Origin of the sequence: Flavisolibacter ginsengisoli DSM 18119, assembly GCF_900129295.1 — a bacterium.
In the GTDB taxonomy this organism is placed as follows: Bacteria; Bacteroidota; Bacteroidia; order Chitinophagales; family Chitinophagaceae; genus Flavisolibacter; species Flavisolibacter ginsengisoli.
Genome location: NZ_FQUU01000033.1, coordinates 1 through 13,546, shown reverse-complemented (window position 1 = coordinate 13,546; position 13,546 = coordinate 1). Strand labels below are relative to the sequence as shown.

General features: G+C 43.8%; 13 protein-coding genes. 10 read left to right on the top strand and 3 right to left on the bottom strand.

Translation table 11 applies throughout. The annotated features are described in order from the left end of the window. The first annotated feature begins 194 nt into the window (after positions 1 to 194). The 8 genes from BUA53_RS20495 (at position 195) to BUA53_RS20460 (ending at position 7,430) form a co-directional block, all read left to right on the top strand. Positions 195 to 1,421, top strand: coding sequence for an RNA polymerase sigma factor (locus tag BUA53_RS20495; RefSeq protein WP_072837266.1), 1,227 nt, complete (start codon positions 195 to 197; stop codon positions 1,419 to 1,421). Between the two features lie 284 nt (positions 1,422 to 1,705). Beyond that, positions 1,706 to 2,560, top strand: a complete 855-nt coding sequence (locus BUA53_RS20490) for an STAS domain-containing protein (protein ID WP_072837265.1) — start codon at positions 1,706 to 1,708, stop codon at positions 2,558 to 2,560. Positions 2,561 to 2,702: 142 nt separating this feature from the next. Beyond that, the gene (locus tag BUA53_RS20485; protein ID WP_072837264.1) at positions 2,703 to 3,569 is read left to right on the top strand and encodes an STAS domain-containing protein; all 867 of its coding nucleotides are present in this window, start codon (positions 2,703 to 2,705) and stop codon (positions 3,567 to 3,569) included. A 3-nt stretch (positions 3,570 to 3,572) separates the two neighbouring features. Then, a complete protein-coding gene (locus tag BUA53_RS20480; RefSeq protein ID WP_072837263.1) occupies positions 3,573 to 3,977 on the top strand; it encodes an STAS domain-containing protein in 405 nt (134 codons plus the stop codon). Then, positions 3,958 to 4,371 carry an anti-sigma regulatory factor gene (locus tag BUA53_RS20475; RefSeq protein ID WP_072837262.1) on the top strand — a complete coding sequence of 138 codons (414 nt, stop codon included), beginning with the start codon at positions 3,958 to 3,960 and terminating at the stop codon, positions 4,369 to 4,371. The genes BUA53_RS20480 and BUA53_RS20475 overlap by 20 nt, the downstream gene beginning before the upstream one ends. Further along, positions 4,364 to 5,380, top strand: a complete 1,017-nt coding sequence (locus BUA53_RS20470; protein WP_072837261.1) for an ATP-binding SpoIIE family protein phosphatase — start codon at positions 4,364 to 4,366, stop codon at positions 5,378 to 5,380. Before BUA53_RS20475 ends, BUA53_RS20470 begins: the two co-directional genes overlap by 8 nt. Positions 5,381 to 5,382: 2 nt before the next feature. Beyond that, on the top strand, positions 5,383 to 7,011 hold the full coding sequence (locus BUA53_RS20465; protein ID WP_072837260.1) for a PAS domain-containing sensor histidine kinase: 1,629 nt from the start codon (positions 5,383 to 5,385) through the stop codon (positions 7,009 to 7,011). Positions 7,012 to 7,016: 5 nt separating this feature from the next. Next, positions 7,017 to 7,430 (top strand): response regulator, encoded by a 414-nt coding sequence (locus BUA53_RS20460; RefSeq protein WP_072837259.1) that lies wholly within the window; start codon positions 7,017 to 7,019, stop codon positions 7,428 to 7,430. Positions 7,431 to 7,963: 533 nt separating this feature from the next. Here the strand turns inward: BUA53_RS20460 and BUA53_RS20455 are convergent. After that, positions 7,964 to 8,545, bottom strand: a complete 582-nt coding sequence (locus tag BUA53_RS20455; protein WP_084080314.1) for a hypothetical protein — start codon at positions 8,543 to 8,545, stop codon at positions 7,964 to 7,966. 767 nt (positions 8,546 to 9,312) lie between these two features. Then, positions 9,313 to 10,413, bottom strand: a complete 1,101-nt coding sequence (locus BUA53_RS20445) for an SGNH/GDSL hydrolase family protein (protein ID WP_072837257.1) — start codon at positions 10,411 to 10,413, stop codon at positions 9,313 to 9,315. A 1,165-nt stretch (positions 10,414 to 11,578) separates the two neighbouring features. Between BUA53_RS20445 and parS the strand changes: the two genes are divergently transcribed. Beyond that, positions 11,579 to 12,199, top strand: coding sequence for a type II RES/Xre toxin-antitoxin system antitoxin (gene parS, locus BUA53_RS20440; RefSeq protein ID WP_072837256.1), 621 nt, complete (start codon positions 11,579 to 11,581; stop codon positions 12,197 to 12,199). Positions 12,200 to 12,208: 9 nt separating this feature from the next. Further along, positions 12,209 to 12,670 carry an RES family NAD+ phosphorylase gene (locus tag BUA53_RS20435; protein ID WP_072837255.1) on the top strand — a complete coding sequence of 154 codons (462 nt, stop codon included), beginning with the start codon at positions 12,209 to 12,211 and terminating at the stop codon, positions 12,668 to 12,670. A gap of 560 nt (positions 12,671 to 13,230) precedes the next feature. Here the strand turns inward: BUA53_RS20435 and BUA53_RS20430 are convergent. After that, positions 13,231 to 13,546, bottom strand: a 316-nt coding sequence (locus BUA53_RS20430; protein ID WP_139256536.1) for a transposase, incomplete at its 5' end; no start/stop codon positions are given.

The window sequence follows — 13,546 nt, the reverse complement described above, 5'->3', positions numbered from 1 at the left end:
CTGGTGAACAAAAGCTTCAAAATCAAACTTCTTTTCTTCCATGGCAATATCAATTTAAGAAATTATAAATTGACACACTTGGATGAGCATACTCGAAACAGCCATGACTCCCGACTCCCGACTCATCTCCTTGTCAACCTGTCAACCTTTCAACCATTATTTCCATTATCTTTTGACCCAGTACAATCCCCATCATGTCTTCCACCGAACTGATACCCCATTTATTCCGCACTGAATTCAGTAAAATAGTTTCAGTACTGTCCAAACAGTTTGGCATGGAACAAATGGAATGGGCCGAAGACATTGCCAGTGAGACCTTTCTTTCCGCCTTACACACCTGGCCTTACAAAGGCGTTCCTGGCAATCCCGAAGCGTGGTTATACACCGTTGCCAGGAACAAAGCATTGAATGACTACAAAAGAAATAGGCTGTTCGCCGCTAAGATCTCACCCGAATTAAAACAAACATCAACTGCTTTGGAAGAAATGGAAATAGACCTTTCTGCTACTAATATCTCGGACAGCCAACTGCAAATGCTCTTTGCCGTCTGCCATCCTTCCATTCCGCCTGAAGCCCAGGTGGCCCTGGCTCTTCGTGTTTTATGCGGCCTGGGTATAGATGAAATAGCCACTGCATTTCTTACCAGCAAAGATGTGATCAATAAGCGGCTGTACAGGGCCAAAGAAAAATTGCGGCAGGAAGATGTGCTCATAGAAATGCCACCCGACACCGAGATCATACAGCGCCTGGATACTGTCCTGACCACCCTGTATTTGTTGTTTAATGAAGGGTATTACTCCGAAAGCCAGGATGCCATTCTCCGGCAGGAACTCTGTGAGGAGGCTATGCGGTTGACTGAATTGTTGATTGAAAACAAAAAAACAGCGCTTCCATTCGCATATGCCCTTTATGCCCTGATGTGTTTTCATGCATCCCGGTTTGCAGCTCGTAAGGATAACACAGGAGCTATTATTTTATATGCTGACCAGGATGATAATCTTTGGGACCGGGAGCTCATAGCAAGAGGTGCCTATCATCTTCACCTGGCTTCCGTTGGTGACAATATTTCAAGGTATCACCTGGAAGCTGCCATTGCCTACTGGCATACCCAAAAAGCAGACACGCCTGAAAAATGGGAATCCATATTACAATTGTACAACCAATTGCTCCGGCTTCATTATTCTCCTGTAGCTGCATTAAACCGCACTTTTGCCCTCTACAAGGCCAATGGAAGAGAGCAGGCCATAAAAGAGGCAGAGCAACTTCAACTCAGCGGCAATCACTATTACCATATTTTGCTGGGTGAATTGTATAAAGAAACAGACACTGCCCTGGCAAGACAATATTTTGAAAACGCACTCAAATTGGCCTCCAATGCAACGGAAAGAAAAATGATCGTTGATAAAATAGAATGCCTTTGATCATTCCATTTTGATCTAAAATTGTTACAGGAACCTTTGCGGGGCTGTTTCTTCTAACATGCCATAATAAAAATATCTGTAGTAAGTCTGACATCCAACAGTATAGCACCATTAATAAATCAACAACCTTACTATCTATTACATTGATGAAGGCTCCCGGCCTGGCCTGGCTCTGGCAGTTATGATCATGGTTGAAGATTAATTGTTAATCTATGTTATAATAATTTGAAGCGCCATAAGCCAAATGGGTTATTAAACATACTTTTAGCGCTTAAAACCCCCGAATGAGTAAAGACATTGGAAAACTGCTTCAAAAAAACAAGAAACACATATTAGAAGATTGGATGACCCGTCAACTGGCAGATGCCACCTTAAGGGAAGACCTGATGAGCAATGAAGAATTAAGGGAGCAATCCAATGAATTACTCAATGCACTTTTAAAAAATATCACTGATCATACTATTGATACACAATCAGCGGCTTTTGATGAGGTCAATGAGATCATTTCGGGAATCTCCATTTCAAGGGCACGCCAGGGATTCACACCAAGGGAAACAGGCATATATGTATTCAGCCTGAAAGACGCCCTGCAAAAATCGCTCGAGGGCGAGATCAAAAATGACCCGCAATTATTGTACGATTCCAGCATCCAGGTGAATAAGATGATGGATGACCTTGGCATCATGACCTTCGAAACTTTCATCAAGGGAAGGGAAGAAGTGATCCTGAGACAGACCAGCGAGATCACCGAGATCTCAACCCCTGTCATCCAGGTTTGGGAAGGTATCCTTGCACTTCCTATCATCGGAACACTGGACAGTGCCCGCACACAAGTAGTTATGGAAAACCTGTTGCAGGAGATTGTGGAAACAGGCAGCACCATTGCTATTCTGGATATATCAGGCGTACCTGCAGTGGATTCGCTGGTAGCACAGCACCTGATCAAAACTGTAGCCGCTACACGACTGATGGGTGCAGAATGTATCATCAGCGGCATTCGCCCGGAGATAGCACAAACTATTGTACATTTAGGAATAGACCTTTCCAATATCGTCACTAAGGCTAGCCTGGCAAGCGCTTTAAAGTACTCTTTTGGACTTTTGCAGATACAGGTAAAGAAATCACCAAACAAAGTTTAGTTGTCCTGAACATTTACATCTGTACATAACATTTGTAATCTATTCGTTACAATTTTACTTTTCCCTTTTACAAAGGCATTGCTCCAGGGCAATCCATAAATATGTATACACACTCATTTTTTAGTTATAATTATTAAGCATCATGAAGACAGATATAGCCAAACTGTTACAAAAGAAAAAGAAGCAATTATTAGAATCGTGGATGACGAAACAGTTATCCGACGCCATGTTAAGAGAAGACCTGATGAGCAACGAAGAGCTCAGGGAGCAATCCAATGAGTTCCTTGATGAATTGCTGAAAGCCGTTGCTACCAATCATGTAGAAGACATCAATGCCCCTGCCTACGAACAGGTGAAGGAAGTGCTTTCAGGTATTTCCATTTCAAGGGCCAAGCAAGGCTTTTCTCCCCGGGAGACAGGCATTTATGTATTTAGCCTGAAAGAGGCCATACAGCAGGTGCTGAAAGAGGAGATCAGTGATGATATACAGCTCTTGTATCAGACTACCTTATCATTCAATAAATTACTCGACAGCCTCGGAGTGGTCACCTTTGAAACCTACATCAAGGGAAGAGAAGAAGTGATTATGAGGCAGACCGACGAGATCACCGAGATATCAACTCCTGTCATCCAGGTATGGGAAGGCATCCTGGCGCTTCCTATCATCGGAACCCTGGACAGTGCCCGCACACAGGTGGTCATGGAAAACCTCTTGCAGGAGATCGTGGAAACAGGAAGCACCATCGCTATTTTGGATATATCAGGTGTGCCTGCCGTGGATTCACTGGTAGCACAGCACCTGATCAAAACTGTAGCCGCTACACGACTGATGGGTGCAGAATGTATCATCAGCGGCATTCGCCCCGAAATAGCACAAACCGTAGTACACCTTGGTATCGACCTTTCTAATATCGTGACAAAGTCAAGCCTGGCAAGTGCTTTAAAATATGCATTTGGCATGTTGAAGCTTGAAGTGAAAAAAAATCATAAAGAAAAAACTACAGAATAACAGATGGAAAGAATTCCTATCCTCCGTATGGGGAAATTTTTACTGGTCACCATACAGATTGACCTTTATGACAGGTTGGCCACCAACCTCGAAGCCGACCTTGTGCAGATGGTGAATAAAACAGGTGCCCGTGGCGTTCTGATAGATATTTCTGCTTTAAGTATTGTGGATTCATTCATGGGACGTATCCTGGGTAATATTGGAAGTATGTCGAAGATCATGGATGCAGAAACAGTAGTAGTAGGTATGCAGCCAGCCGTGGCTATCACTTTAATAGAACTGGGTCTTGAATTGAAAGGCGTTCATACAGCTTTGAACGTGGAAAAAGGCATGGAATTATTAAAAACAAGGATCGATGCCGAAGATGAAGAAATAATTGAAGAAGAAGATGAAGCTGGTACTGAATAAGGATGTGATGTCCATAGAGAAAGAACAGGATGTGGTGCCATTTCGCAACCGTGTGAAGGAATATGCCGTAAAGATTGGCATGAGCCTGGTCAATCAGACCAAGCTGATCACCGCTGCCAGTGAACTGGTGCGCAACATGCTTAAATATGGTGGTGGTGGTGTTACCATCATTGAGGTCATCAGCCAGGGCAGGGACAATGGAATTAGACTGGTGTTCCAGGACAAAGGTCCGGGCATTAAAGATATTTCCCTTGCCATGAAAGATGGATACTCCTCCGGTAAAAGCCTGGGTATTGGTTTGCCTGGCGCTAAAAGATTGGTGAATGAATTTGACATTAAAAGTACCCTGGGTGAAGGCACTACGGTTTCTATAATTAAATGGAAGAATGGTTAACAGGACGCATTTTGTTTTCAAGGCAGATGACCGCAGCTATTTTGCCATCCTGAAAAAAGATATTCACGCCCTTGCATTGCAGGGCAATTTCAATGAACGTAAGGTAGGAGAGATTGACATCATAGTTTCTGAGATGGTCAGTAATTTGGTGAAGCATGCAGGAGGTGGCCAGGTGTTGGTAAAACTTTTTGAAGAAGAGGGGTTGCAGGGCATTGAGTTGATCAGTATTGATGAAGGCCCGGGCATGACAGATGTGAGCCGAATGGTGACAGACGGTGTATCCACAAAGAATACCCTGGGCCAGGGGCTCGGTGCTATGAAACGCCTCTCTGATGTTTTCCAGGTCTATTCACAGAAAGAATGGGGCACTATTATCCTCATAAGAGTATATAATGAGCCCCGCCCGCATTTCAGGAAAGCACCGGCTGTGGAGGTCAGGTCTGTTGTTATTCCCAAGCCAGGTGAAAAGGAATGCGGGGATGGATTTTTTAGCATGGTCACACATGATCATGTCAAACTTTTCCTTGGCGATGGTTTGGGCCATGGCCCCGAAGCTGCCCGTGCTGTAATGAAAGCAGGAGAGGCCTTCCTGGAATGCAGGGAAAATGACCCGGTGGAAATCATTCGCACCCTGAACCTGGCGGCAAAAAAGACCAGGGGACTGGTAGGTACCGTAGCCCTGTTTGATATGGCTGCTAAAAAATGGAAGATCTGTGGTGTAGGAAATATTGCCACCAAGATATATGGACCCGGTATTTCAAAGAATTACATGAGCTATAATGGCATCATAGGTCTGAATGTGCCAAATACCCTGAATGTGCAGGAGATGGAATATGAAAGAGGACAGTATATTGTACTATGCAGCGATGGCATGAAATCAAAATGGGATGTCATGAAATATCCCTTATTGTCAAGGTATGACATGTCTATTGTATCAGCAACTATATTGAAGGACTTTGCACGTCACACGGATGATATGTCAGCCGTGGCCTGCAAAATAAACGTATAACTATGCAAGAGATAGCGAGAGTTACGCTTGAAAATGAAATGGATCTCATTTTGGCGCATAAACGTTCGATGAAGCTGGCAGAGCTATCAGGTCTTTCCCTTTCAGCGCAAACCACTTTTGCCACTGCCGTATCAGAAGTTTCCCGTACTACCATTGAAACAGGCAAAAAAGGTTGCCTGGTTTTAAGCGTGGAAAATGAGCAGCGTGACAAATACATTGTGGCCTGTTTGATCAACGAAAATGAGATCGATGCAAGGGCGCGGGAGGGACTGGAAAATGCCCGTAAGCTGGTAAATAAGTACAATATTCTAACCAAGGGTGCCCAAACTTCTATCGAGTTATTCTTTTATATTTTACCCCCCTTCAGGATCGATATATTCAAGCTGGACGAATGGAGGCAATTGTTCAGGAATGAACCGCCCATCTCACCCTATGAAGAATTAAAAAGAAAAAATGAGCAGCTACAGGACCTATCTGAAAAGGTTCAAAAAAGCGAAGCGCAGTATAAGGTATTGACCAATGCTTTGCCCCTGATTATTTTTTCCTTGAACCCACAGGGAGAATTGATCTATGCCAATGAATGGCTCACCCGTTTCTCGGGTGAAACAATAGAAAGTCTTAATAATGGTAAATGGAAGCATGTGATCCATAAGGATGATTATGATTCATTCTCCTTATTACTGAAAAATGGTATTACCAGTGATGCGGTTACTGTAAAAACACAGACACGTATCAAGAATAAAAAAACCGGTGAATATCTCTGGCACCAGGTCTCACTTTCGCCTCTAAAAAATGACCTGGGAGAATTGCAGTACTGGATCGGCTACATCGTAGATATCCATGCGCAGAAAGTGTATGAACAAACCCTGATGGATAACTTCGAGTTAAAGCAAACACAGGAGCAGCTAAAGGATAACCAGCTGATGATGGAGAAGTACATTGATGAACTCAACCGGAGCAACAGGGAGCTCACCCAGTTTGCATTCATTGCTTCACACGATTTGCAGGAGCCAGTAAGGAAATTATTGTTTTACAGTGATTTCCTGTTACAAAAATATAAGGGCAACATTGATGAAAAAGGTATGGAATACCTGCAGAATATGCACAGTGCATCACAGCGTATGCGTAACCTCATACAGGACCTCTTGTTATTCTCGCAGATACACAGGGAGAAAATGGAATTCAGGGCAACTGACCTGAATGTGATCATGAACGAAATGTTGCAGGACCTTGAAATATCCATAGAAGAAAAGCAGGCCAGGCTCACCATTGATCCACTGCCCACCATACAGGCCGACGAGGTCATGATGCGCCAGTTGTTTACCAATATCATTGCCAATTCACTGAAATATTCAAAGCCCGGTCAGTCACCAGAAATAAAGGTAACCAATCGTGAAGTGGATGGCTTCCTCGAGATCGCTTTTGAGGATAACGGCATTGGCTTCGATGAAAAATACGTCTCGCAGATATTTACACTCTTCCAGCGCCTGCATACCAGGGAATTATATGAAGGTACCGGCCTTGGCCTTGCCATCTGCCGGAAGATCGTAGAGTTGCACAATGGTAAAATTAGTGCCGAAGCAAAAGAAGGGAAGGGTGCCACTTTTTATGTTTCTTTGCCCCTTAACTAATAGTTATGGCTTCGGTAGCGCTTAAAATTCTACTGGTAGATGACGATCCTGAAGACAGGGCAATTATGCAGGACGCTATTGAATTAGCTCCCGGTAAAGAAACATTCTGGTTTGCAGAAGATGGCGAAGATGCACTCTCCAAGCTGGAAGAGTTTTATCTTACCGGCCACCTTCCCTGCCTCATAGTCCTCGACCTGAATATGCCCCGCATGAATGGCACCCAAACGCTTTCGCACCTCAAAGCGGATGAACGTTTCTGTAATATCCCCGTGATCATCTATTCCACTTCTGTCAACCACATGGAAAAGGAAAAATGCAAGCGCCTGGGCGCACATTCCTATATTGCCAAACCTGTTACTTTCCAGGAAAGCCTGGACACAGCTTCACTGTTTAATGGGTTCTGCACTAAAGCAGAATAGTTTGTAGTTCGTAGTTTGTAGTTTGTAGTTTCTTAGGTTGAAGTATCACTATTGATGCTATCTATTCTTAGGTTATAGATTGCAGAAAATATCTTGTTCGTCATTGCGAGGCGCAGCTTGGGCCTTGTGTGCTCTGAGCGCCGTGGCAATCTCACGCTATGGAAAGAATATGTATGCATTAATTAATAATCGACTGCTTCGATCCTTACGGTGACGGTCACATTAATTGTTGCTTTCCAAAAAAAGGTCCATAAAATTGTACGTCATTGCGAGGCGCCGCGAGGGTTTTGTGGTAGGTGCGCCGTGGCAATCTCACGCTATGGAACGAATATGTAGGCGTTAATTAAAAACCGACTGCTTCATTCCTTACGGTGACGGTCACCCTATTATTATTCTTCACAGATTCAAAACAAAATATTGCAAATAAAAAAGGAGGAAAGAAGTCGGTAGCGGTAGTTTACACAATAAACTGCCACCATAACAACTTCTATCCTCCGTAAAAAATCCTTATCAATCCTGTAAATCTTAGTTCTCTATTTGATCTGTGCACAGGCCACAGGAAGTGTAGGCCAGTACTGGTTCATCACTGTCAGGCCATGCAATACGATCGCACGGTTTTGTAAGGGCAACACGCTACCATCAATAGTAAATGTTTTCGTGTAATGGATCTCACCATTGGCATCAGCAGTTGGGAACGGTGTCAGCTCCAGCAATACTGCGCCATAGGAAGGCAATCCTTCAGGAAGGTCCACAAGTCCATCACCATTGGTATCAGCACTCATGTCAGGGCAGGTGGAGTTACGGTTGTTTTCCATGAAACCATGTATATGCTGTGGATGTAGTTTATTAGCTTCCAGTCCCATCGCATCAATTTTCACAGTAAGCATATTGCCTTCCAGCATTAAGCTGGCTGTACCAGATACACCAGAGTGGTTTAATGCCTGCAGGTTGGCAGTGTATGTTTTTGTAAGGTTCAGCGATTTTTCACTGCGCATTTTCATGCCCTGCATCATTTGACTGTCTTCTTTTACATTTTTAGTACAATTGGTAAAGCTCAATGCTACCAGGCTAAGCGTTACGATTCCGGACATGCGGTTGAACAGCATTTGTTTCATGTTTTAAATGATTAAGAGTGATTAAATATTGCTCCAGGGGGTACGAAAGGGTATTTAAAAGGAATGGCAATACAGGTACGAAAACAAATGCCGCCTGGATTGTTTAACATTAAAATAGTTTAGCAGACCATTCTTAATCAGATGAGGAGTAACCAGAAAATGGTGAGAAGTATTGTCTACAAGAGCGCAGTTTCTTGTTATAGTTTTTTGTTTCTGGTTCTTTATTGGAAGCACCTCATGGATTGCAGTCAATCCTTAAGTAAAGTTTTTCCGCCGTGGCAATCTGTTTCTATGAAACCAGAAACAGAACGTTTTAATAACGAGACTGCTTCGTTCCTCGCAGTGACGCTCTAATGTAACGTCATTGCGAGGCGCAGCAATGGCGTTGCGTGCTGAGCGCCGTGGCAATCTCATTATGCAACAATATTAAAAGACGCTAATAAAGACTGCTTCGTTCCTCGCAGTGACGGTCAGCTTAATTATTGCTTTCCAAAAAATGTGCATAAACAGAACGTCATTGCGAGGCGCAGCCAGGGCCTTGTGTCTAGTGCGCCGTGGCAATCTCGCACTACTGAACAAAACTTTATAAGCTTCCATAGATAAAGACTGCTTCGTTCCTCGCAGTGGACGTTGTGCCACCATGTTTCCTCTCATTCACTTCATCATTCGATATTCCCTTTGTGCTTCTTCGTGTCTTAGTGTCTTTGTGGCAAATTCTTCCGTGCCCCTCCCTGCCGCTCTGCCGCCGTGGTTCCCTTTCTATTAAATTACTTCAGTAATTTTTTGAAAAACGGCTCCAGTTCTTCCGCCAGTATCGCATGATCTTCCACGCTGGGGTGGCCGCTGCATCCCCTGGCTTCCATCGGTTTAAAAAAGAACAATGAAACAGGCTTTGCCGATGGATAGCGTGCATCAACATGTTGCTTCACGGCTGCCAGGCAGTTTTCCAGAAGTCTTGCTTTAATGCCTTTCACCATGGGGCTGCTTAATAAGGCTATACGTGCCTGTGGATTTTTGGAATGTACCAGTTGCACAAACCCGGTGTAGTCATTTACAAACCGGGCGCTGTCAAAAGCTGCCCGCGGATGCACACCATCACCATCACTAAAATCATTGGTGCCCAGGGCGATGCTGATCACCTGTGGTTTGAATAAATTGAAGTCCCATTTGCGTGTGCCCTGCTCCTGGAAATCCAGGGTTTCATACACTTGCGGCATAGAAGGATGGTCCATGTTCCAGGTGCGGTAGATACCAATGCCACTCACGCTGCTCAAAATATATTCGGCACCCAGCGCCCTTGCCACTCTTGGACCATAGGCATAGTAGGCATTGTGCTGGTCATGGTATTCACCCTGTCCGCAGGGTACTTCAGATGCGTCTGCCGCTGCGCCGCAGGTAATGCTGTTGCCAATGAATTCAATAAGGGGCATTGCGGGTTTCTCAATAGCCTTGATGCCTTCGGCTTCTAACTTTTGTATCAACACAGGGCCTGTGGTGGCTTCTGTGGCTTTATAGATCCATACCGTATGCCTTCCTGCCGATGGAGCTTCAATTACCAGTGGTTCAGTGCTTCCATTTTCAATGCGCAATCTTTTCTGGTATACGCCATCCAGCTCATACTGCAGGTAGTTATGGCCTCCTGTGTAAGGGAAGGAAGCATAGACCTTGCATTGTGTGCCGGTAAAGCTGAAACCAAAATGAGCGGCCGAACTGATCAACTCCAGTTCATTATTATTGGTAGCAGATCTGCCATAGGTTTTAATAGCCGTAGCCGGAAGGCTGTTGGTTGTTTCTCCAGGCTTGCTGCTGCTGCAGCTAACAACAATAAAGCAAATAAGAGCGATCAGTAAGGTATTGATGGTACGCATATGTTCAATGGGATAAGGAATGAATATAATCAGTTTGTGTTATTGCTTAAAAAAAGCCCCTCATAAAAGGGGCTAATACTGTTGTGTGTAAAACTGCATTCCTCGGAATGCTGCTATAAGATAGAAAGTAAAAACCGCATTACCAGTTGTTGGTTAAAATAGTATTGGAAATGGAGAGTAAAGGTTGATAAGTTAACAGGTGTAAAAGGAGGCATTGGCCACAAAGACACGAAGGCGCAAAGGGTCACAAAGGTGAAAAGTGCCATTGCCGTTAATTGTGTAGCTGGCTAAACTATAATCAAAATTAGAGTCCCGTCTACTGAACAAAATCCCCCTTTAAAACGTACCTGGAAGTGCAGATTGCCTACTTTCCCCCTTTGCAAAGGGGGACTTCGGTCAGGTCGCACATTGGGAACTTGCCAGAGGGGGATTTTGTTCAATGGATAGCGTCATTACTTTAAATTTATCCATTGTTTCAGATTGCCAAGGGCGCATCCACAACCAGGTGGGATCTTTCAACCGCACTGTAAGCCATTTTAATGATATACAGAATTTTGGAACTAACATAAAACAGGTTGCCGGGTTCCTTTAATTTATTTTAGGTCATAGAGGATTTAATAGCATAATAGCCGCCTATACTTTTCCCACAGATGCTTCGTGCCTCAGCATGACAGAGTAAAATGGTGGTCAATGGCAGTTATTACTATTATGGAAGCTTTTAATTTCCTTTATATACTTTCAGAATTAAGAAATGATTGCAAAGTATAAACCTGGTTTTGCTGTCATGCTGAGGTACGAAGCATCTTTGAACCGCACTGAAGCGACCTTTCATTTTGTAGTACTATTTGATCTTGCATAAAAATTATCCAACTTCATTTGCCATTCCTTATCAACTTATCAACTTTCCAAATCCTCTGTGCCTCTCTGTGCCTCCCTGCCCCGGTGGTTCCTCACTTCTGCGGTTCCTTTCCTGTCAACCTTTCAACCTGTCAACTCCTACCCAAAAAAATGCCCCCTTGCCCATGCGACAAAAATGCTGTGCCCATGTTGGCGTCCCCGCCAACGTGAAGTGGCAAGTTCATTTGCTTTTCTATTTAACTATCTACCCTAAATAACCATTGCCCATGCGACAAAAATGCCGTAAATTTGGTAAAAATGTCGCATAATGGCTAAGGCGGTAAATACATCCCAGAAGAGAGCAGGGGCAGCAGCTTCACAGAAGAAGGCTCAACCTTCCGCGAGACTTCAAAAAAGTAAACCTCTTTTGCATCCGGTAATAGCAGCCCAGGCGCAAAATGTTACAACTGTCCTATCCACATCCAATAAGGCATCTGAACAAAGAGGAAAATTGAAGGATCCATTCGAGACATCAATTTCTTACTGGTTGGGAAGCAGCTTTACATCAAAGATGGGATCCGATTTTGATGTGATTGATATAGGACGTGAGGGTATCACAAAGGCTTCGATAGATGATCTTACTACGCACATGGGTATTACCCGTAAAACCATGGCAGAGGATGTGTTGGGCATGTCTGTCAAAACGTTGGAAAGAAAAACACCTAAAGAAAAACTGGACAAACAGGCCTCTTCTCATGCCATAGAAATTGCTAAGGTCATGCAACATGCCTATGATGTGTTTGGCGATGAGGATAAAGTGAAGCGATGGATGAATAAGGAAAACAGGGCACTCAATCATTTAAAGCCAGTGATGATACTGGGCACCCTGACTGGTATCAATATGGTGAATGACATCCTTGGCCGCATACAGGAAGGAGTTTACAGTTAATAAGGCAGCATGATTGTTTACCGTATCGTTCAGAATCAATCGCGTGCAGCAGACCTGAGTGGCCGGGGTGCTTTCCAATATGGTGGCCGCTGGAACAGTAAAGGCACTTACATGTTGTATACATCTGAGAACAGCTCATTGGCCTACCTGGAGAGCATTGTGCATTTTGACCCTGTAGATTATCCATCCCGTCTTTTTATCCTTGCAATTGACGTTAATGATAAGGCACCCATTTTTACGTTGCCGGATCGCGACTATCCTGCTGACTGGCTGCAGCCCGGGCTTCATGCCAATAAGGCTATAGGTGACAGGCTAATGACGGAAGGAAAGTATTTAGGCGTCAGGATGCGTTCCGCGGTTAATATGATGGAGTACAATTGCCTGTTGAATCCATTGTTTCCCGGTTACCAGAACCTGGTGAAACTGGTTAAGGTTACAGCGATTGATATGGATAAGAGGTTGAAGGGATAATGGTTGTTGATCGTCACTGCTAGGAACGAAGCAGTCTTTTTTTACATGTTCTATAGGTTCTTGTTCCATAGTATGAGATTGCCACGGCGCCCATTGCACAATGCCCTTGCTGCGCCTCGCAATGACGTTCGTAAGTGTCGTCACTCCGAGGAACGAAGCAGTCTGTTTTTTAGTAAGCGTCTTTTAATTCTTGTTCCATAGTATGAGATTGCCACGGCGCCCATTGCACAATGCCCTTGCTGGGCCTCGCAATGACGTTCGTAAGTATCGTCACTCCGAGGAACGAAGCAGTCTGTTTTTTAGTAAGCGTCTTTTAATTCTTGTTCCATAGTATGAGATTGCCACGGCGCCCATTGCACAATGCCCTTGCTGGGCCTCGCAATGACGTTCGTAAGGATTGTCACTGCAAGGAACGAAGCAGTCTTTTTCTACAAGTTTCCCAATCTAAACGACTGAACGTATCAAACATTTAGTATTTAAATTTAAGACTAACTGCGAAGCATAAATGTAGTTATTTCGACATCTCCAATCCCCCGTGCCCCTCCGTGTCTCTCTGTATTCTAAGGTTTACAAACTGCCAAAAAAGTTTCTAAGTAGCTCTCAACAAATGGTGTTTGACGTTTAATCACAGCGAACATTCTATATAAGATCTTATTTCGAACGATGTTAATGGTACTCATTTTTGATTTCCCCTTTTCTAATCGTTTTAAATAATAATCTCTTAGTTCTTTATCATGTTGAATAGCGGTTTTTGCAGAAAGATCAAGCAAAGTTTTCATATGCTTGTCAGCATGCTGATCGACTTTAGTTTTCAGTTTAAGACTTGTCCCTGACTCGTAAGGAAAAGGAGCTGTGCCACAGTAACATGCAAATTTT

Excerpts from the sequence above, each read along its gene's own strand:
- BUA53_RS20495 (WP_072837266.1), top strand. The coding sequence starts at position 195 with ATGTCTTCCACCGAACTGATACCCCATTTATTCCGCACTGAATTCAGT.
- BUA53_RS20490 (WP_072837265.1), top strand. The coding sequence starts at position 1,706 with ATGAGTAAAGACATTGGAAAACTGCTTCAAAAAAACAAGAAACACATA.
- BUA53_RS20485 (WP_072837264.1), top strand. The coding sequence starts at position 2,703 with ATGAAGACAGATATAGCCAAACTGTTACAAAAGAAAAAGAAGCAATTA.
- BUA53_RS20480 (WP_072837263.1), top strand. The coding sequence starts at position 3,573 with ATGGAAAGAATTCCTATCCTCCGTATGGGGAAATTTTTACTGGTCACC.
- BUA53_RS20475 (WP_072837262.1), top strand. The coding sequence starts at position 3,958 with ATGAAGCTGGTACTGAATAAGGATGTGATGTCCATAGAGAAAGAACAG.
- BUA53_RS20470 (WP_072837261.1), top strand. The coding sequence starts at position 4,364 with ATGGTTAACAGGACGCATTTTGTTTTCAAGGCAGATGACCGCAGCTAT.
- BUA53_RS20465 (WP_072837260.1), top strand. The coding sequence starts at position 5,383 with ATGCAAGAGATAGCGAGAGTTACGCTTGAAAATGAAATGGATCTCATT.
- BUA53_RS20460 (WP_072837259.1), top strand. The coding sequence starts at position 7,017 with ATGGCTTCGGTAGCGCTTAAAATTCTACTGGTAGATGACGATCCTGAA.
- BUA53_RS20455 (WP_084080314.1), bottom strand. The coding sequence starts at position 8,545 with ATGAAACAAATGCTGTTCAACCGCATGTCCGGAATCGTAACGCTTAGC.
- BUA53_RS20445 (WP_072837257.1), bottom strand. The coding sequence starts at position 10,413 with ATGCGTACCATCAATACCTTACTGATCGCTCTTATTTGCTTTATTGTT.
- parS (WP_072837256.1), top strand. The coding sequence starts at position 11,579 with ATGGCTAAGGCGGTAAATACATCCCAGAAGAGAGCAGGGGCAGCAGCT.
- BUA53_RS20435 (WP_072837255.1), top strand. The coding sequence starts at position 12,209 with ATGATTGTTTACCGTATCGTTCAGAATCAATCGCGTGCAGCAGACCTG.